Raw genomic sequence first — 18,488 nt, forward strand, 5'->3', positions numbered from 1 at the left:
ATAAGTGATTTATTCGTCACTTAGTAGGTATCCTAATTTCAAACGTATTTTTCTCAATAATTCGAACCGAACCGCCTTGTTTTTCGATTATTTCCTTAGATATTGCAAGTCCAACTCCAACACTCTTGGAGCTAACACTATTTGTTTTAACGAACCTCTCAAAAACTTTTTCTCTAAGTTCCGTCGCGATTTCTTCACCATCATCAGAGATCATAATCTGTGTTTCAAATACATTTTCTTCAATTGTCATGAAGATTGTATTTTGGGCATATCGTGTTTTATTATCAAGTATATTAATGATTGCTTCTAAAAACCACTTTTCATCTACATATATTGTGTTTGCAGCTACTCTAGTTTCAATGCCGAGCTCATTACTTTTTGATGATATATTAAGTTTCAAACTATTCACAAATTCATGAGTATTAACGTGTTTCTTATCCATTTCAATTGTATTTGATTCCAAGCGAACTAGAAGTAAAAGTGAGGTTATCAATGATTCCAGTCGCTCCAATTGTTCTTGATTTTGAAGTAAGAAATCATTATCTGGTGATTCATCTCGTGAAATGTCATTAGTAAGAAGTAAGGAAGTAATGGGTGTTTTAAGTTGATGAGAGATATCAGTTAACGACTTCTTCAGAAAGGTATTGTTGGCATCTAAGTTTCGATTCATTGTCTTGAGAAGAACGGTTATTTTATTGAGTTCTGAATGCAGAATTGATAATTCTCCTTCTTCATATGTGTTGAGTTCATAGTCGTGACTGTTATCATTCAGACGCTTTAAATACTCTGTTAGTTCTTCTATCTCTCTACTTCGATACAAGAGATATCGATACACCAAAATCAAGATACATAGAACTCCGACTAAGATACCAACATATGAATTCATGAAATATGCACATAAAAAACCAACAGATACCCCTAAGATGATACTTTGTGCAAAAAGATGAGCAATTTTCTTATCTCTGAGTATTTTCATGCTTGTATCGGTATCCTTGTCCACGAACGGTAACAATATCTAATTCTCCATTAAACTTCTCCCTTAAGCGTTTAATGGACGCTGAGAGCGCATTATCATTCACATATTCCATAGAGTCCCAAATCAATTCGTAGAGATCTTCTCGTTTAACGATTTCATTTTTATGGCTAATAAAGAATAAGAGTAATCTATATTCTATAGTTGAAAGATTAATCATCTCATAACCAAACTTCACGATTCCTGATTGCATATCGATACTCATGTCACCGTCTATGAATACATGCTTTTCATGTTTCTTCAAAAGCTTTTGTAGTCGAACTAAAAGTTCTTTTGACTTAAAAGGTTTAATAATATAATCATCACCACCACGAGTCAGGCCTTCAACTATGCTATCTTCTTCATTTTCAACACTTAGAAATAGAATTGGGGCTTCACTCTGTTGCCGAATAAACGTACAAATATCAAATCCATTCCATCTGGTAGTCGAACGTCAAGAATATGAATGTTGTATTGATTCAATCCAAGAAAGCGTTCAGCTTCTTGCACAGAAAATACAGCATCAACATGATAGCCTTCTTTTTCTAAGATATATTTTAGACTTCGAGATATTGCTCGATCATCTTCTACAAGTAATAGTTTCATATGGTTATTATACTATTATTTTTAACATAAACCATCGCATTTCTTAATTTGAAATTCAAAAAAATAATACTTCTAAAAAGAGTTTGTTATGTTCATACAAATCGTTGCCTTATTAAGTATCGTATCTTGAATACTTATTCATCAAACAATAAAAAAATCTCTTTTTAGGAACAAAAAAAACCACTCAATGAGTGGTTTGTCTTATCGGTTTAAATGGTGGCCCCAGTCAGAATCGAACTGACGACACACGGAGCTTCAATCCGTTGCTCTACCGACTGAGCTACAGGGCCATTGGTTGCGGGGGCCGGATTTGAACCGACGACCTCCGGGTTATGAGCCCGACGAGCTACCAGTCTGCTCTACCCCGCGATATGTTTAATGCTATGTCATTATAGCATAACTGGTATATAATGCAACCTTATTTCGTAAAGAAATAATATGGCGGAGGAGGGGAGATTCGAACTCCCGCACGCTCTCACGTCTGCTGGTTTTCAAGACCAGTCCCTTCAGCCACTTGGGTACTCCTCCATAGAGTTATTTGCATTTTAATGTAATTAAATTCCGATGATCCTAAGTGTCAAATTGGTGGACCCTGTAGGACTCGAACCTACGACCAACCGGTTATGAGCCGGTAGCTCTAACCAACTGAGCTAAGGGTCCGCTACATCGGTATTACGCTTTTCAAAATAGAAATGGTAGCGGGTGTGAGATTCGAACTCGCGACCTTCCGGGTATGAACCGGACGCTCTAGCCAACTGAGCTAACCCGCCATAGGAATATTTAATTTTAATAATAAAATTGGTCGGGATGACAGGATTCGAACCTGCGACCCCCTGGTCCCAAACCAGGTGCACTACCAAGCTGTGCTACATCCCGAAAATTGGCGCGCCCGACAGAAGTCGAATCCATAACCTCTTGAGCCGTAATCAAGTGCTCTATCCAGTTGAGCTACGGGCGCATATACATCGATTTAAATTAGAACTCCATCAATAAAGTAATGGTGGGGATGAAGGGACTTGAACCCATACGAAGTTACCTTCAACGGATTTTAAGTCCGTTGCGTCTACCAATTCCGCCACATCCCCATTACTGGAGGTTCCTATCGGATTTGAACCGATGATCACAGAGTTGCAGTCTATTGCCTTACCACTTGGCTAAGGAACCATTAACTGTGTCGCGACATATTAATATTAACTCGACGTTTGTCTTTGTTGTTGTTGTCGTTTCTCACTGTGCTTTTACATTATACATCATCAGTATAGAAATGCAACACTTAAAATACAAAATAATACATTTTTTTAAAAAAAGATTTAATTGTTCCTTTAATTCAACAAAAAGGGCCTTTTTAGCCCTTTTTGATGCGTTTTTTCGTTATTTTGTCGCTTTAATTCTTTGCCAATAATCAGAAAGAATTACTTTCATGTTTTGATCATAGAAAAACTCTTCGTCCTTATCGTAACCTGTTCGTGTGACATAGGAGTCAATTCCATTGAATGCTCCATCAGCTCCTGTCACATCATCAATCACAGATTGAATCGGACTTGTATATCCAATTTCTTCGGTAATACGCTTTGACACGTCTTCTGAAATCATAAAATCGATCCATTTATGTGCTAAATCTGGATTGGGTGCGTCAACAGGAATAACCATTGCATCCACCCATGTGTTTGTTCCTTCAGAAGGCGAATAATAGTCCATGTCAGGATTTTCGAGTAAAATCGCATTCGCATCCCCTGAATACATAACCGCAATGTCCTTGGCACCACCAATCATTTGATCAATGATTTCATCGGTACCGTAAACGGGATCCATGGTTTGTTTCATTTCAATTAACCAATCATTTGCTTTTTTGAGTTCTTCCTCTTGTGTTGTATTCATTGAAAATCCTTGTGCTTTCAAAGCGATCATAAAGGCATCACGTTCTGAATCATAGAAAAATAATTTGCCTTTATATTTTTCGTTCATTAAGATATTCCAACCTTGAGTTTCAAGATCGTTGCGGTCTACAGTGTTCTTATTATAGAGAATACCAACATTTCCCCAGAAGTATGGAACTGAGTATTCATTGTCAGGGTCCATATGACGTCCTTTAAGGCTTGGAATAATTTTCTCATAGTTTGTAATCTTTGAGTAATCTATTTTTTGAAGCATTCCCTCCTCACGCATACGTTGCGTCGTATAGTCAGAAGGTACAATCACATCAAATTTTGAACCATCTTGAAGCTTATTATACATTTGTTCATTGGATAAGAATTTTTCATAAATAACACGAACGTTGTATTTGTTTTCAAATTCAGGAATCAACGATTCATCAATATACTCACCCCAGTTATAAACACGGAGTTCTTCTTTGGTTTCTTTTGCACCACATCCGGTTAACACAAGAAGTGATGCAAGCAATGCTACTAAGATTTTTTTCATGAAACAGCCACCTTTCTCTTACTACGTTTCAGAATTGGTAATACATTTATAATGATTAACACAACAGTAATGATCACAACGATAATGGTCGAGAGGGCATTCACGGTTGGGTTAATTCGTTTTGACATTTGATAAACAAGAATTGAAATATTGCTTACACCATTTCCGGTAGCAAAGTATGAAATTACAAAATCATCAAACGACATTGTAAAAGCGATAAGGGCTCCCGAGATAATTGCAGGTGTTAGTTGCGGTAAAATAACCTTACGCAGCGCTACCGTAGGCGTAGCCCCTAAATCCATAGCAGCATCCGCCAAACTTGGATCTAATGACTTTAGCTTTGGTAAGACTGTAAGGATGACATATGGGGTACAAAATGTTATATGGGCAACAAGCATAGTACCAAACCCTTTTTGGAGGCCCTTCACGGACGCAAACAATAGCATGAAGCTAATTGCCGTTACAATCTCTGGATTAAGAACAGGAAAGTTATTAATGGTCAAAATCGATTTCTTAAAAATTTTCTTATGTTTACTCAATCCAATTGCTGTCATTGTTCCAACGACCGTTGCGATAACCGTTGTAATTAGGGCAATGAAAAGCGATGTTCGAACAGCAGCAGTAATATCGTTACTCTGCGAGAGTTTTCCATACCATTTTGTTGAGAATCCCGACCATGACGTCAACGAACGTGAGTCATTGAAGGAAAACACCATCATGACAAGAATCGGTCCATAGAAGAAAATGAGCATTAAGATAATTCCCAATGGCCCTATCCAACGATTTTTTTCTTTCATTAGAGTTTCCCTCCTTTTGGTTTTGATTCATCGTATTCACGATCAAATTTATTCGCAAAATGCATTGAGAGCATAATAAGGACAGCCATGATTAATGAGATAGCACTACCGAAATTATAATCACCAATATTGATAAATTGATTTTCAATTAAGTTACCAATTAAAACATAACTTCCGCCACCCAAGAATTGAGGAATGACAAAGGTCGAAAGTGATGGTAAGAAGACCAGCGTAATCCCGGAGATTACCCCCGATAATGATAAGGGGAAGACAATCTTACGGAAAGTTTCAAAACGATTTGCTCCAAGGTCATAACTTGCCTCAATCAGTGACTCGTCCATTTTCGCTAAAACATTATAGATTTGCATAATCATAAAAGGCAGGAAATTATAAACCATCCCTAGGATAACCGCAAAATCTGTATTCATCATTTTAAGTGGTGCAATCCCAAACAACGCAAGGAAACTATTTATCAGCCCCTTGTCTGAAAGAATACTAATCCAAGCGTACGTCCGAACGAGCATATTGATCCACATCGGAATGGTTACCAAGAGAATCAGGAGTGTTTGCATCCGTTCTGAACGCCGTGAAATAAAATAAGCTAAAGGATATCCTACTAAGAGACAGATGACGGTTGTTATCCCTGCAATTCTAAATGAATCAAGAAGTACTTTTAGGAAGACGGGATCAAAGAATTTTTTAAAGTTAATAAGACTAAACTGGAATGGAATCATTTGGTTCCCTACAGTCGTAAATGCATAAAATACAATTAAGAGCATTGGCACGACAATAAATACTGACATCCAAACTACATAGGGAATAACCAGTGGTCTATATTTCTTCATTAATACGACTCCATCGTGTACATCACATGGATGTCTTCAGGGAAGAAATGGATGCCAACTTCTTTGCCTTCTTCTGAATTATCCGTTGTATGAATGATAAAGTCACGATGCTCTGTTTTAACGACAATTTCGTAATGAACACCCTTAAATAGGATCGACTCAACAACTCCCGTTAATTTTCCAAGCTCCACATCAACAATATCAATGTCTTCAGGTCGGATTACGATATCTACCACTTCATTATTTGAGAAACCTGCATCAACGCATTCAAACTGAACACCATCAAATTCCACAAGGCGATCTTCAATCATCGTTCCTTCGATGATGTTTGAATCTCCGATAAATGTTGCGACAAAACGGTTTTCAGGTTCATTATAGATATCCATGGGTTTTCCAATTTGTTGGATTTCCCCTTCATTCATCACGACAATTTTATCTGACATGGTCAACGCTTCTTCTTGGTCATGTGTAACATAAACAAAAGTAATACCCACATTTTCTTGGATTTCTTTAAGTTCACGTTGCATTTCTTTACGCATTTTTAAGTCCAATGCCCCTAAAGGTTCATCGAGTAGAAGCACCATTGGTTCATTCACAAGCGCTCGAGCAATCGCGACACGTTGTTGTTGTCCTCCTGATAAAAGTGTTACAGGACGGTGTTCAAAGCCGTTTAACCCTACAAGATTCAACATCTTATCAACTTTTTGCTTAATAATATCTTCGTTTGTTTTCTTAATGCGAAGACCAAATGCGATGTTGTCATAAACATCCATGTGTGGAAAAAGTGCATACCGTTGAAAGACTGTATTAATCTCACGTTTATAAGGAGCTAATTTCGAAATCTCAATGCCTTCGAAATAGACTTCACCAGAACTTTGCTCTAAAAATCCACCTAAGATTCTTAAAAGTGTTGTTTTTCCACAGCCAGAAGGGCCAAGTAGCGTCACAAACTCATTTTCAAAGATATCCAAGTTGATCCCTTTTAAGACAAGTTGATCTTCAAAGCTCTTCACAATATTTGTAAATTGAATTAATGCTTCCATATTCTTCCTCCTTTAAAATACAGGGGGTGTACACACCCATATCACACGTGCTCGTTGTTGATGTTCATTAACCAAGACGTGATTACGATTTCCTTTTATGTAAAAAGTTTGTCCTTTTGAAATCGTTATTGTTTCATCTCCATACCTTAATGATACCTTACCTTGGAGTACATATCCAAATTCTTCCCCTTCATGCGGTAAGATTTCATTGGATTCACCACCTGGCTCGAGTTCTAAAAGGATGGGTTCCATCTCGTTTTTTTGCGCATTGGGTACAATCCAATGGATTGTCGAATCATCGCGTTCATCAATAAAATAATCATCTGCAGTAAATACAACTTGCTCAGCAGACTCTTCTTTAAAGAAGACTGACAAATTCGTGCCCAGCGCCTCCACGATATCGTTAAGTGTTGCAATGGATGGGGACGTTAAGTCGTTTTCAAGTTGTGATAAAAACCCTTTGGTTAATTCACTACGGCTTGCGAGTTCCTCTAAGGTCAGACCATTTTTTGTGCGCAACTGTTTGAGTCGTTTTCCAATTTCCATAGTTCCTCCCTTGTTTAGTGTTGGTAAACTTTTATATTAGTAAGTATAAACACAAACTAATTATACATAATGGTTTCTAAAATGCAAACGAATTAATAGAAAAAATGTAAAAATAAAAAGACCAACGGAGTGTTGGTCTTTCTTTGGTTTAAGATTGCGTTTATTGTGCTGAACGAATAAATTTTTCAAGCTCAGGTTTTGGTAAAAATCCTGTCTTGCGTCCAACAGGTTTTCCATCTTTAAAGAGAATTAAAGTAGGAATTGACATAACGTCGAAACGTTGTGCTAGTTCGCCTTCTTCGTCCACATTAACTTTTAAGATTGTTGCTTCATCTGCCATTGTTGTTGAAAGTTCTGTCAAGATTGGAGCGATCATCTTACATGGTCCACACCAGTTAGCATAAAAATCAATAAGTACTACGCCATCTTTAACGGCTTCATTAAAATCATTTTTTGTTATATTTTTCATTTGATAGTGTCCTCCTATTTGCTTAGTTATTATATCACAAGTATTTCATATGTACCTTAATATGCTCACAGAGCATTTGGAACACGTAACTTAAGTTTTCCATCTAGAACACGTGCATGGACGGTTGAATATTCAAAGACTTCACCATCACATCCTAAAGCTACAGTTTGATTGCATTGTATCTTAATTTCTTTCGCTCTAAAGCTTGTCACGACATCAAGATCCAAATGCTCTCCCTTATAATACATTGGCAGCAATTTAGGAAGACGTCTTGCTGGTACATCTTCTACGATACAGACATCGAGTGCACCATCATTAATAATGGCTTTAGGTGCGCTTTGAAATCCATTTCCATACCAACGACCATTCATAACCGAAATGAGAAGGGCATTGTGTTCGCTTTGGGTACCATCCGCTTCAACTATACATTGGATGGGCTTTTTACGAATAAGTTCGTAGATTGCATAATAGATATAAATCAATTTGCGAGGAAACCATGTTTTACGCACTGCATTTACATCACGATTAACTTCTGAATCCACACCCATATTCATACAATTTAAAAAGCGGTGACCGTTGGCTTCGCCAATGTCAATGTGTTGTACAGACCCGTTAATGGTATCTTCAAGTATTTTCTCAAGGGGATGGTTATAGTTGATCATCCGCCAAAAATCATTACCGGTACCTACAGGTATAATTGCTAATTGTACGTCTAAATCTAAACCGTTAAGAATTTCATGTGCGGTACCATCACCACCTACAGAGTAAATAACGACATCATTCCCATGATATTCTTCCGCAATTTTTTGTGCGTGATCTGGATATTCTGTATAACGCAATTCATAGTTGTCTTCTTTGTCTTTAAAGTTATTGTCTATCCATGCTTCGACGTCACGATAACGTCCTACGCCTGAAGTTGGATTAATGATAAATACGTGTTTCATGATTTCGACCTCAATTCACATATGTTTATTATGGTACAGATGACCTAATAATACAAGAATGAAAGCCTCTATTTTCATAGAGGCCTCACGATTCTTAAGTATTATAGCGAATATTTTATATTTTGTGTTACCCATGTGCATCCAATTTATTCATTGGAATTCTGATTTTCGGGTTTCTCCGATTCTATTCGAACCGATACAACGATATTGCGATGTTCGCCTTGGTAAAGACCTGGACGAATACTTTGCGACTCGATGATCGCAGTGGTGTCCCCGGATGGAATGGCTTCAATGGTAAATCCATTTCCATTCGCCCATGCGATTGCATCGGCTACCGTATCTCCAATAAAATCAGGAATTGTAACACCTTTGGGTTCTTCAACCTCTGATTTCACGACTATTGTAAGTTCAATATATGTTTGTTTTTGGTGATAATCTCCAGGTTCTACACTTTGATAAATTATTTGTCCATCACTGTAGTAGTCTTGATAAGAATCTGAATTTTGATCAATCTCATTGAAAACGACCGTCACGCCATTATTTTGAGCCCAACGTTTAATCTCACTGCGTGACATTGATGTTAGATCAGGTACAACATTTGAACGCTCTGTTTCTTTATCTTTGTCTGTATCTTCAAGACGTTTCGGTACGACATCACCTGGATAGTAGAGCCCTTCCACATTTTGACTTGGATTAAAAAGCGCTGAACGATACGGTTTTGATTGTTTGAAACTAAATGTCTTAACATCTAGATGATCCGCGTCGTGTTTCAAGTTATCGCTAATGACATCACGCGCTACTTGGACATCGCGCATATATGGATGGGAAACATATTTTCCACTGTAGCCATCATCAATAATTTCCCCTTCACCTTGAAGTTGGGTCGATACAATTCTAAAGGTATTATACGGAGATACCGGTGATTTCTCGATATTTTGTAATGCGTATCCCATAAGCGATGTAATATCGTTTATGGATATATTCATTTGAATATTATCCTTTGCGGCATCCAATACATTCACAAGTGTATTCACATTACGTGTACTTAAAATTTGATTTGCGAGTTCTTTAATAACATATTGTTGATTCATTTGACGAACATAATCACCACCGGTAAAGGCATAACGTTCACGAGCAAAGGTAATCACTTGCTTTCCATCCATTTTTTGTTTTCCAGCTGGAATCCAAATTTCATGGAATTCTGATGGATCTTCTTCTTTAGGCAATGATCCCCCAAATGCAATCGGTGACTCTAGTTCAAGTCCGCCTAATGTGTCGACTATTTTCACAAGCGCATAGAAATCTGTTTCAAAGTAGAAATCAATATTCACGCCCATAAAATCTTGAACCGAATCAATGAGACATTGACGGCTAAATGCACGTGCATGGGTAATTTTATCGGGATAATTATTCTGACAAGCAATCGGTAGATAAGAATCACGTGGAATGCTTGTCATGGTGATTTTAAGTGTTTCAGGATTAAAAGAGGTTAGGATAATGGAATCAGCGAGTTCTTCATTAACCCCAATCATTAACATCGTAAAGGGTTCCTTTAACACATCTTTATCATTCACCGTTTCTTTGCTTTTTATACTGAACGAGAACATTGCTTTTGAAAACTCAATTGGATTTCGTTCTTCCGTTTCAAGTCGTTTTGAAAGCGAACTAAAGTTTTTCGGTACCACTGCGAATTGAATTTTATCATTTAAACTCGCTATAAGAAGATCGTCATAGGATTTAAACTTGACATACTCAACCGTTCTTGATTCTTTAGCGACATTTTTCTTTACCGCATCTTCAAATTCTTGCGTTGTTTCAACATAACCCAGCGTGCTGTGATCAAGATCTTCTTTTTTCGCACCTTCCTTAAAACTAATTACTGAAAACTCTTTATTTTCCTGACCGGATTCATTAATCATTTGATTCGCGATTGCATTGGTTTTAAATGTGTAATAGGACCCTACCGATCCAACAATCAACATAAACATTCCAAATACTGCAACTGCTTTTCGGAAAAAACGAATTCGTTTCGCATACCCTAAAAGGAAAAATAAATTAAGAATTAAAACAAGCAATACGATAATTGTGATTCCGAGCATAAAGTACTTGCTGTGTAAATTAACGTATCGTCCAATGACAAATAATAATGCAATATAGATTATATTCACGACTACTGTTAGAAGCAATCCAAATATTGGTCGATGAATGAATGAGGGTCTACGTTGTTTTGTTTTAGTTTGCTGCTTCTTTGACTTGCCCATCGTCTACCTCCATGATTGAATACAATCCATCGTCATCTTTCGTTACATAAATATCTGCTTTCTGTTGAAACTCCGAGACATTTAAAACATCCGAGTCTTTATATTTCCATGTTATCGCAACACGATATACAGGAATTGAACGTTCAACATCGTTTGTTACGGTATTGACCGTCCCATCTTCTTGTGTCACCAATTCATCTTCTTGCTCAATTAGAACTAACGTGTCTTTTTTGGCACTTGCGGTCGATGAAGCAACTTCAAGTGTTTTGTCTAATTTCCCTTTTTCTTTATAGTAACGCATATCGTTATAGAATGTATCCAGTGCCTGACCATAAACCCAGTCAAGGTCTTTATGAATATACTGCATGCCTCCTACATCATTAAAGCGCAACTTATTGGTCCATGTATAAAAATCCGCAACAAAGTTTTGAGCGATAAGCTCTGAAATCACTTTATCATCTCTTGGATCTTCTTTCAGTTTCGAGGTAAGTTCCTTATAGAGTTCTTTTTGATACTCAGTTGCATTTTTACGCAGCGAATAGAAACTATTCTCGCTTGTAGTACCCCCATCAATACTTGTTTTTGATTGGTATGCTCGGTACGCAAAAAAACCACCTACACTCAAAGTTGTAAGTGAAAGAATTAAAATAAAAATGGTAAGACCTTTACTGTGTTGCTTCATATTTTCACATCCTCTATTTATTCTATCATAAAATGTTCGCTCATAATTATCAATTAACGATTGGAAAATCCCATATTTTAATATGTTTGATGGTATAATTTCATTACATATGACTGGAGGAAAGCATGAAAACTTTAATTATTTCTGATATACACGGTAGCATCGACCGTTTAAATGATGTTCTCAACACACCCTTACCTTATGATCGCATTTTACTGGTAGGGGACCTCATGTATCATGGACCTCGAAATCCAATTCTTGCGGATTACAATCCGAAAGCTGTTTCCGATCGATTGAACCAACTCACATGCCCCATTATCGCAGTGCGCGGAAACTGTGACAGTGAAGTGGATCAAATGTTATGTCAATTCTCAATAATGCAAGACTATACGGTGACAGAATGGAATAATCTTACCATTATGGTGACACACGGTCACCTTTTTGAACCCGATATTGAGGGACCACGACGCGGCGTAGACCTCTTTATTTCTGGACACACACACGTGCCTTTTTTGAAAAAAATAGACCATACAACAATATATAATCCTGGATCCATTGCACTTCCTAAAGAAAATCATCCAAACACGTATGGATATCTGGATGATCGTGTCCTCACAACGTATACACTTAATCATGATGTCTACATGCAAGCTGTAATTGACTAAGATGTGTTCAATCTTAGATTAGAATTTGAAAACAACCTGAAGTGGTTGTTTTCTTTTTTTACTTATTCACGATTTTAATGTGGATTGCATTTACACCTTCGTTATAAAATCCGGGCTTAACATCTTGTTCGAGCACTTGATTGTTAATGTAATCATGCTTGAACTCTGGGGAGTCCGGTTTGATTACATCAAAGGTAACTGAAACATGGTTTTTATCCGCCCACGATTGAATTTCTGATTGAGAGAGGCCATTAAAATCTAAGACATCAACGGCTTGTGCACTGCGCTCACTTGGTTTAAGCACCGTCAAAAGCGGACCGGTATCTTCTGAATTTTCCGAAGAAATAAGATCTGTTTGATAAGGTTTACCATAGGTAAACGTAAAGTCGTATTCATTTCGTAAGTCTGCATCTGATTTTAGATTATCCAAAATGACTTTCTTTGCTTGTAAATACTGATTTTCAAAAGGCTTCGCATACCACACACCATTAATAATCGTTCCTTCACCCGCAATCTGAGTTTGCACAACTCTAAATGTTGACATGGGGTCTACCGGAGAACGATCAATACTTTGCAATGCATATCCCATGAGTTTGGAAATGGTTTCAAGTGGAAGCGTCATGGTAATATTTTTCTTCGCCGAATCCAAAACATTTAAGATCGTATTCGGATTTCGTGTCGCAAGAATTTTATTTGCCATTTCTTTAATAACATACTGTTGATTGACTTGGCGGTCAAAATCACCATTTGCCATGTTTTCAATACGACGTTCTCGTGCAAAGGTGACAACTTGTTTACCGTTCAGAAGGTTTTTCCCTTCTGGAATGGTAACACCTTCCATAATGGGCTCACCATCGTCATCGTATTGTTTTTCAAGTGGAAATGAACCCGCAAATGTTGTCGGACTTTCAATTTCTAAGCCACCAATCGCATCTACCATATTTTCAAGTGCATAAAAATCCGTTTCAAACACAAAATCAACCTTAACACCCAGATAGTTTTCAATTGTATCTACCATACATTGTGAACTAATCCCATGAGAATGATTTATTTTATCGTAAGATTCGTTTGGATAACAAGCGATTGGAACATACGAATCCCGTGCAATACTTGTCATCGTAACTTTAAGCGTTTCGGGGTTAAAGGATGCAAGAATAATTGAATCTGCAAGATCATCATTTAATCCCAACATAAGCATTGTAAATGGCTCTTTAATAACATCCACTTCAGTGTTGGATTGTTTTGTAAGGGATGTGGAAAACGTAAATAATTCTTTTGATTCCACAAAAGGATTTGACCCATCTGGAATTTCTTGAGTTAATGTGTGGTAATTAAGGGGTAATACCGCAACATCAATCTTCTTCGCACTTACCGCTGATAACAAGTCACGATAATTATCATATTTCTCAAAAACAACATTATCCGCTTTATCCGCGATTTTTTTCTTAATCGATGTTTCAACTTCGGGTTCATTCATGGGTGCATACGCTACTGTTTTACCCTCAAGCACGTCATCCCCACTAAAACTCACAACACTAAATTCACGAACTTCGTCTTTATTAAGAATGGCGTTGGTGATGGCATTGGTTTTAATTGCATAAAACGAACCAACCGATCCAACCAAAAGCCATACAACAGACAATATTAGAAATACGTATCTAAAAAGTTTATTTGATTTTAAATAACCAAGTATATAGAGAATATTAAGAAGAAGAATAAATACCATAACACTTAGTGTACCGATTGCAAAGTAACGTCCATGAATGGATGCAAATCTTCCTAAGAAGACAATAAGCCCCAGTGGTAGAATGTTTGAGAGAATAAGCAATAACGTCCCCACAACACGATTTTCTTTACGCTGGGTTTGTTTCGGTTGAAGTTTGAGTTCCATTTGATACCTCCACAATTGAATAGGTGTCGTCTACCTTAACGACCATAATCTGTGCCGCATGTTGATAATTTTTTGTATCAAGCACGGTTGAATCTTTGTATGTCCATGTCGCATTGACTTGATATGCGGGTACTTCATGGTCATGAAGCAAGAACTTTGTTTTCTTCGAAGTAACCTCGATTCCCGTTACCTCTAGCGTATCCTCAACTTGTTCTCGTTCAATATAAACACGCATATCATTATAGAAGCGATCAAGCGCTTGATCATATACCCAGACTTTAATATCCGGATGTAGAAATTGAATGCCACCAACGTCATTCATTCGAACTTTATTTGTCCACGTATAAAAATCAGCAATAAAGTTTTTCGAAATGAGTTCAGAAATTACCGCATCCGAACCTGATTCAACAGAAGCAAGTTCTTCATTAAGTTCTTTTTGATATGCCGTTGCATTATTTCGAAGACTGTATTGACTGTGGTTTGATATCGTTGCTTTAGTAAGGGTTGTCTGGTAGGTCTGCCATGCTTGGATTGCAAAAAAGCCACCCACACTGAGCGTCCCTAACGACAGTACAAAAACAAGAATCAGTAATAATTTATTATTTTTTTCCATAATTACACATTCCTTTACCTTGATTACAATAATGCGAAACCTTTGCAAAGTCAATAAATCACAAAAGTTCACGCATTATCACATGTTTTGCAAAAAAAAACCTGATTGTTTATCAGGTTTTTAAATTTGCTACATAACTTCTAACTTATGGTTCCAAAACCAAAGTGTTCCAAAGGTCAAGAACCCACAGACAAGAATTTGATATAAGACCACAAGCGCAAACTCACCAACTGGAATACTTCCACCTTGTAAGAATGCATAAGAATCATAGCGTAATAAAACACTTCCAAACGAAGTATCAACATACGCACCAATTTGTCCGAGAACAATAGCGATTAAAACTGCAATCCCCACAGCAACTAATCCACGATTATTTTGGAAATAGCTTGAATGTGCCACAGCACCTGCAAAGAGAATGACAAGCGAACTGAGCGCAAAGTTTAACAGGTTATCAATAACCGCAAAAAATGCGACACTCGATTCAAAATACTGTGCAAAGTATTGGGATAATTCCTGCATTGCTTGGCCATAGATTGCAAGACTTCCTGTTGTTGTGAAAGTAATGATGAACAGGGATAGAATTAGGAGTAAACCCATAATCACTGACCAAAAGAACGCCACTAATAATTTTGATACAAGAATTTGCCAAGTCTTAACCGGTAACGTAAAGAGTCGATATCCGTTTTTATGATAGATGCTTGTATAAAGTACATAGATATTTGCTCGCACGGACATCACTGTCACAATAACTACGAGTGCAAACAACGCTAACGCAATAAAGGTTCCAAAGATTCCAAATCGATCATTAATCGCTAATTGAATCATCAAGATTGTAAGAACACATCCTGCAATCATCATCCCTACAACGGGTGCATACGCTTTATAAGAATCTACCAAATCATTTTTAAATAGTTTTCCTACCATTTGAATTCCTCCCTAAAGATTTCATCAATTGTTTGTCCACGTGCTTCACGTAAATCATCACAATTTTCGTGCATGAGAATCGCACCATCTTTAATGAAGACGACTTCGTCCAAGACACCTTCAATATCTTGAATGAGATGTGTTGAAATGATAAGTAGTGCATCTTGAGTATAATTGCTTAAAATTGTTTCGATAATCGAATCGCGTGATGCAGGATCAACACCTGCAATCGGCTCATCAAATATATAGATACGTGCTTTACGCGATAAACATAAAGCAAGTTGGAACTTTTCACGCATCCCTTTAGACATCTTTGAAACAGGCATGCTTCCATCTAATTTCATCTTAAGGAATAAGTCTTCTAAAACACCCATATCAAAATCAGCATACATATCACTATAGAGTCTTGCTGCTTTGAGTCCTGTAAGATTGGGTGCTAAGTATTCCACATCAGGAAGATATGAAACAATAGCTTTCGAATCAGGACCAACTGGATTTCCACATACCTGAATATCTCCGTGATAATCACGAAGAAGACCAACAATCGTCTTAATTAAGGTTGTCTTTCCTGCTCCATTTGGACCACAAAGACCCACTATTTTTCCAGATTCCAAATTTAAATTAATATTCTTAAGCACTTGATTTTTTCCATAATGCTTATTTAAATGTGAAATGACCAAACCATTTTCGTTATTCATGTTTCCCAACCTCCCATTCATTTTTAAGAAGGCTTATTGTTTCTTCAAGGTCAAGACCAAGTGTTTTCGTTTTCTCAACAAATACAACACTGTAACGACGTCCCAATTCACTTCTTAACTTCTTAATTATTTCTTGTTTATCTGTAACAAATTTACCATTTGTGCGATCTGTTTCAATCAAACCATCACGCTCGAGCTCATTGAGTGCTTTTTGAACTGTATTCGGATTTACTTTAAAAAATAAAGCAAGTGCCCGGATTGACTCAATGCGATCCCCTGCATTAAGTCGACCCGAGGCAATTTCTAATTCAAGATACTCAATGATTTGTCGGTAAATGGCTACGGAACTATTTTTTAGTGACATACCATCACCCCCTGTAACACTTAAATAATACAATAGAACAACAAAATGTACAAGAATTACATTTGTTCTGGTGCATTAACACCGATTAAGTTCAAGGCATTACTTAGGGTAATTTTTACCGCTACAAGTAAATTTAGACGTTGTGCTTGTAGTTCCGGGTTACTTGGATCCATAACTTTTACTTCACCATAGAAACTATGGAAGGATGATGCAAGATCTTGAACATAATTTGCAATCTTATGAACTTCACGTCTTTTCGCAGCATCTGCAACAACAGAACTAAACTCATTAATTTCTTTTAATAAGGCAATTTCTTTAGGATTTGTAAGTTGATCAATGACATCAACATGAGGAACTTCTCCTGCTTGACGTAAAATTGAACAAATACGAGCATGTGCATATTGAACATAGAATACTGGGTTATCGTTTGATTTTTTACGTGCTAGACCAAGGTCAAAATCAAGTGGCGTTGCTAAAGCACGGCTTACAAAGAAGTAACGTGTTGCATCAACACCAATATCATCAACCAGTTCAACAAGACCCAGTGCATTCCCTGTACGTTTTGACATTTTAACTTCAACACCTTCGTCCACAAGACGAACCATTTGAATAATATCAACATCCAGAACATTTGGATGGCCGAGCGCTTCAAGTGCAGCTTGCATACGTACAATATAACCATGGTGATCGCCACCCCATAGGTTTAGTAAATGTGTATAACCACGTTCGAGTTTATAAATGTGGTTTGCGATATCAGGTACGAGATAGGTATAAGATCCATCACTCTTAATAAGGACACGGTCTTTATCATCCCCAAAATCTGTTGAACGAAGCCATAGTGCGCCATCTTCTTCAAACGTTACACCTTTTGCTTTAAGTGCTTCTAAGGATTCCTCTACACGTCCATCATCATAGAGCCATTTTTCACTAACCCATGAATCCATTTCAACTCCAAAAGTATTTAAATCTTCTTTAATGCGCTCTAATTCTAATTTAATTCCAAGTTCTTTAAAATAAGGTACCCATTCTTCTTCCGGTGCATCTAACCATTTGTCACCTTCAGCATCTTTCACATCATTTGCGATTTCCACAATATCGGGTCCATGATATCCATCTTCAGGCAATGCTGCTTCGATACCAAATGCTTGTTTATAACGTGCATAAAGTGAATGACTTAACATCAAAATTTGATTACCAAGGTCATTAATATAATACTCACGAAGTACGTCATATCCTGCAAAGGACATAATACGTGAAAGTGAATCACCCCATGCGGCTCCACGTGCGTGACCAACATGAAGTTGTCCAGTAGGGTTCGCCGATACATATTCATTGAGTAAACGGATTCCTTCCCCTGCATTGGAACGACCATAATCTTTACCAGCCTCAATAACATCATTAATAACGCTACCTAAAACTGCTGGTTTCATAACAAAGTTAATAAATCCAGGTCCCGCAACACTAATGGAGTCAACCATCTCATTATTTTCTAATTTCTCCACAATAACGCTAGCAATTTCACGTGGATTTTTACCAACACGTTTTGTAAGACGCATTGCGATGTTTGTTGAGTAATCTCCCATTTCTGGATTATTAGGGATTTCTAACATTACAAGTCCATCTTCTTTTTCAATACCAAACGCATCAAGAATAATATCTTCGATGTGTCCAACAAGTTTTGTTTCAATTTTATTCATATTAAAGCTC

General features: G+C 37.1%; 18 protein-coding genes, 9 tRNA genes and 1 pseudogene. 1 reads left to right on the forward strand and 27 read right to left on the reverse strand.

The window, feature by feature from the left end; all coding sequences use genetic code 11:
• Window positions 1-16: 16 nt before the first annotated feature.
• The 21 genes and pseudogenes from EPJ90_RS02825 to EPJ90_RS02920 form a co-directional block, all read right to left on the reverse strand.
• Complete coding sequence (locus tag EPJ90_RS02825) at window positions 17-976, reverse strand: sensor histidine kinase (protein WP_161636743.1); 960 nt, start codon at window positions 974-976, stop codon at window positions 17-19.
• Window positions 957-1,238 (reverse strand): helix-turn-helix domain-containing protein, encoded by a 282-nt coding sequence (locus tag EPJ90_RS08560; RefSeq protein ID WP_244660370.1) that lies wholly within the window; start codon window positions 1,236-1,238, stop codon window positions 957-959. The genes EPJ90_RS02825 and EPJ90_RS08560 overlap by 20 nt, the downstream gene beginning before the upstream one ends.
• A 108-nt stretch (window positions 1,239-1,346) precedes the next feature.
• Window positions 1,347-1,618 (reverse strand): annotated as a pseudogene (locus EPJ90_RS08570) (response regulator); the annotation flags it as partial.
• 214 nt (window positions 1,619-1,832) lie between these two features.
• Window positions 1,833-1,908 (reverse strand) — tRNA-Phe (locus EPJ90_RS02835).
• Window positions 1,909-1,910: 2 nt separating this feature from the next.
• Window positions 1,911-1,987 (reverse strand) — tRNA-Met (locus tag EPJ90_RS02840).
• A 70-nt stretch (window positions 1,988-2,057) separates the two neighbouring features.
• Window positions 2,058-2,146, reverse strand: a tRNA-Ser gene (locus EPJ90_RS02845).
• A gap of 55 nt (window positions 2,147-2,201) precedes the next feature.
• Window positions 2,202-2,278: transfer RNA gene (locus EPJ90_RS02850), tRNA-Ile, on the reverse strand.
• Window positions 2,279-2,311: 33 nt separating this feature from the next.
• Window positions 2,312-2,388: transfer RNA gene (locus EPJ90_RS02855), tRNA-Met, on the reverse strand.
• A 29-nt stretch (window positions 2,389-2,417) separates the two neighbouring features.
• A tRNA-Pro gene (locus EPJ90_RS02860) sits at window positions 2,418-2,494 on the reverse strand.
• Between the two features lie 5 nt (window positions 2,495-2,499).
• Window positions 2,500-2,576: transfer RNA gene (locus tag EPJ90_RS02865), tRNA-Arg, on the reverse strand.
• A gap of 40 nt (window positions 2,577-2,616) precedes the next feature.
• Window positions 2,617-2,703 (reverse strand) — tRNA-Leu (locus tag EPJ90_RS02870).
• A 5-nt stretch (window positions 2,704-2,708) separates the two neighbouring features.
• Window positions 2,709-2,782, reverse strand: a tRNA-Cys gene (locus tag EPJ90_RS02875).
• Between the two features lie 207 nt (window positions 2,783-2,989).
• Complete coding sequence (locus EPJ90_RS02880; RefSeq protein WP_161636745.1) at window positions 2,990-4,039, reverse strand: ABC transporter substrate-binding protein; 1,050 nt, start codon at window positions 4,037-4,039, stop codon at window positions 2,990-2,992.
• On the reverse strand, window positions 4,036-4,836 hold the full coding sequence (locus tag EPJ90_RS02885; protein WP_123171011.1) for an ABC transporter permease: 801 nt from the start codon (window positions 4,834-4,836) through the stop codon (window positions 4,036-4,038). Before EPJ90_RS02885 ends, EPJ90_RS02880 begins: the two co-directional genes overlap by 4 nt.
• Window positions 4,836-5,681, reverse strand: coding sequence for an ABC transporter permease (locus EPJ90_RS02890; RefSeq protein WP_161636746.1), 846 nt, complete (start codon window positions 5,679-5,681; stop codon window positions 4,836-4,838). Before EPJ90_RS02890 ends, EPJ90_RS02885 begins: the two co-directional genes overlap by 1 nt.
• Window positions 5,681-6,724 (reverse strand): spermidine/putrescine ABC transporter ATP-binding protein, encoded by a 1,044-nt coding sequence (gene potA / locus EPJ90_RS02895; protein WP_200542547.1) that lies wholly within the window; start codon window positions 6,722-6,724, stop codon window positions 5,681-5,683. Before potA ends, EPJ90_RS02890 begins: the two co-directional genes overlap by 1 nt.
• 12 nt (window positions 6,725-6,736) lie before the next feature.
• A complete protein-coding gene (locus EPJ90_RS02900; RefSeq protein ID WP_125163759.1) occupies window positions 6,737-7,270 on the reverse strand; it encodes a helix-turn-helix domain-containing protein in 534 nt (177 codons plus the stop codon).
• A 160-nt stretch (window positions 7,271-7,430) separates the two neighbouring features.
• On the reverse strand, window positions 7,431-7,739 hold the full coding sequence (trxA, locus tag EPJ90_RS02905) for a thioredoxin (protein WP_125163760.1): 309 nt from the start codon (window positions 7,737-7,739) through the stop codon (window positions 7,431-7,433).
• Window positions 7,740-7,804: 65 nt separating this feature from the next.
• Complete coding sequence (locus tag EPJ90_RS02910) at window positions 7,805-8,683, reverse strand: diacylglycerol/lipid kinase family protein (RefSeq protein WP_161636748.1); 879 nt, start codon at window positions 8,681-8,683, stop codon at window positions 7,805-7,807.
• A gap of 146 nt (window positions 8,684-8,829) precedes the next feature.
• Window positions 8,830-10,944 carry an LCP family protein gene (locus tag EPJ90_RS02915; protein ID WP_161636749.1) on the reverse strand — a complete coding sequence of 705 codons (2,115 nt, stop codon included), beginning with the start codon at window positions 10,942-10,944 and terminating at the stop codon, window positions 8,830-8,832.
• Window positions 10,916-11,626 carry a hypothetical protein gene (locus EPJ90_RS02920; RefSeq protein WP_200542548.1) on the reverse strand — a complete coding sequence of 237 codons (711 nt, stop codon included), beginning with the start codon at window positions 11,624-11,626 and terminating at the stop codon, window positions 10,916-10,918. Before EPJ90_RS02920 ends, EPJ90_RS02915 begins: the two co-directional genes overlap by 29 nt.
• 125 nt (window positions 11,627-11,751) lie before the next feature.
• Here EPJ90_RS02920 and yfcE point away from each other — a divergent pair, with 125 nt between their 5' ends.
• Entirely contained in the window at window positions 11,752-12,291 is a 540-nt protein-coding gene (gene yfcE / locus EPJ90_RS02925; RefSeq protein WP_200542549.1) for a phosphodiesterase, read from the forward strand.
• A gap of 58 nt (window positions 12,292-12,349) precedes the next feature.
• Here yfcE and EPJ90_RS02930 read toward each other — a convergent pair whose 3' ends face one another.
• The 6 genes from EPJ90_RS02930 to argS form a co-directional block, all read right to left on the reverse strand.
• The gene (locus EPJ90_RS02930; RefSeq protein ID WP_200542550.1) at window positions 12,350-14,182 is read right to left on the reverse strand and encodes an LCP family protein; all 1,833 of its coding nucleotides are present in this window, start codon (window positions 14,180-14,182) and stop codon (window positions 12,350-12,352) included.
• Window positions 14,145-14,795 (reverse strand): hypothetical protein, encoded by a 651-nt coding sequence (locus EPJ90_RS02935; RefSeq protein WP_200542551.1) that lies wholly within the window; start codon window positions 14,793-14,795, stop codon window positions 14,145-14,147. Before EPJ90_RS02935 ends, EPJ90_RS02930 begins: the two co-directional genes overlap by 38 nt.
• A 129-nt stretch (window positions 14,796-14,924) precedes the next feature.
• Complete coding sequence (locus EPJ90_RS02940) at window positions 14,925-15,719, reverse strand: hypothetical protein (protein ID WP_161636754.1); 795 nt, start codon at window positions 15,717-15,719, stop codon at window positions 14,925-14,927.
• Entirely contained in the window at window positions 15,713-16,417 is a 705-nt protein-coding gene (locus EPJ90_RS02945; RefSeq protein WP_200542552.1) for an ABC transporter ATP-binding protein, read from the reverse strand. Before EPJ90_RS02945 ends, EPJ90_RS02940 begins: the two co-directional genes overlap by 7 nt.
• A complete protein-coding gene (locus tag EPJ90_RS02950; protein WP_161636755.1) occupies window positions 16,410-16,781 on the reverse strand; it encodes a GntR family transcriptional regulator in 372 nt (123 codons plus the stop codon). The genes EPJ90_RS02945 and EPJ90_RS02950 overlap by 8 nt, the downstream gene beginning before the upstream one ends.
• 56 nt (window positions 16,782-16,837) lie before the next feature.
• On the reverse strand, window positions 16,838-18,478 hold the full coding sequence (gene argS, locus EPJ90_RS02955) for an arginine--tRNA ligase (RefSeq protein WP_161636756.1): 1,641 nt from the start codon (window positions 18,476-18,478) through the stop codon (window positions 16,838-16,840).
• Between the last annotated feature and the right edge of the window lie 10 nt (window positions 18,479-18,488).

It is taken from the genome of Erysipelothrix sp. strain 2 (EsS2-7-Brazil) (assembly GCF_016617655.1).
Lineage (GTDB): Bacteria > Bacillota_I > Bacilli_A > Erysipelotrichales > Erysipelotrichaceae > Erysipelothrix > Erysipelothrix piscisicarius.

Excerpts from the sequence above, each read along its gene's own strand:
- potA (WP_200542547.1), bottom strand. The coding sequence starts at position 6,724 with ATGGAAGCATTAATTCAATTTACAAATATTGTGAAGAGCTTTGAAGAT.
- EPJ90_RS02900 (WP_125163759.1), bottom strand. The coding sequence starts at position 7,270 with ATGGAAATTGGAAAACGACTCAAACAGTTGCGCACAAAAAATGGTCTG.
- EPJ90_RS02920 (WP_200542548.1), bottom strand. The coding sequence starts at position 11,626 with ATGAAGCAACACAGTAAAGGTCTTACCATTTTTATTTTAATTCTTTCA.
- EPJ90_RS02885 (WP_123171011.1), bottom strand. The coding sequence starts at position 4,836 with ATGAAAGAAAAAAATCGTTGGATAGGGCCATTGGGAATTATCTTAATG.
- argS (WP_161636756.1), bottom strand. The coding sequence starts at position 18,478 with ATGAATAAAATTGAAACAAAACTTGTTGGACACATCGAAGATATTATT.
- EPJ90_RS02890 (WP_161636746.1), bottom strand. The coding sequence starts at position 5,681 with ATGAAGAAATATAGACCACTGGTTATTCCCTATGTAGTTTGGATGTCA.
- EPJ90_RS02950 (WP_161636755.1), bottom strand. The coding sequence starts at position 16,781 with ATGTCACTAAAAAATAGTTCCGTAGCCATTTACCGACAAATCATTGAG.
- EPJ90_RS02910 (WP_161636748.1), bottom strand. The coding sequence starts at position 8,683 with ATGAAACACGTATTTATCATTAATCCAACTTCAGGCGTAGGACGTTAT.
- EPJ90_RS02915 (WP_161636749.1), bottom strand. The coding sequence starts at position 10,944 with ATGGGCAAGTCAAAGAAGCAGCAAACTAAAACAAAACAACGTAGACCC.
- EPJ90_RS02825 (WP_161636743.1), bottom strand. The coding sequence starts at position 976 with ATGAAAATACTCAGAGATAAGAAAATTGCTCATCTTTTTGCACAAAGT.
- yfcE (WP_200542549.1), top strand. The coding sequence starts at position 11,752 with ATGAAAACTTTAATTATTTCTGATATACACGGTAGCATCGACCGTTTA.
- EPJ90_RS02935 (WP_200542551.1), bottom strand. The coding sequence starts at position 14,795 with ATGGAAAAAAATAATAAATTATTACTGATTCTTGTTTTTGTACTGTCG.
- EPJ90_RS02930 (WP_200542550.1), bottom strand. The coding sequence starts at position 14,182 with ATGGAACTCAAACTTCAACCGAAACAAACCCAGCGTAAAGAAAATCGT.
- EPJ90_RS02940 (WP_161636754.1), bottom strand. The coding sequence starts at position 15,719 with ATGGTAGGAAAACTATTTAAAAATGATTTGGTAGATTCTTATAAAGCG.
- trxA (WP_125163760.1), bottom strand. The coding sequence starts at position 7,739 with ATGAAAAATATAACAAAAAATGATTTTAATGAAGCCGTTAAAGATGGC.
- EPJ90_RS02945 (WP_200542552.1), bottom strand. The coding sequence starts at position 16,417 with ATGAATAACGAAAATGGTTTGGTCATTTCACATTTAAATAAGCATTAT.
- EPJ90_RS08560 (WP_244660370.1), bottom strand. The coding sequence starts at position 1,238 with ATGAGTATCGATATGCAATCAGGAATCGTGAAGTTTGGTTATGAGATG.
- EPJ90_RS02880 (WP_161636745.1), bottom strand. The coding sequence starts at position 4,039 with ATGAAAAAAATCTTAGTAGCATTGCTTGCATCACTTCTTGTGTTAACC.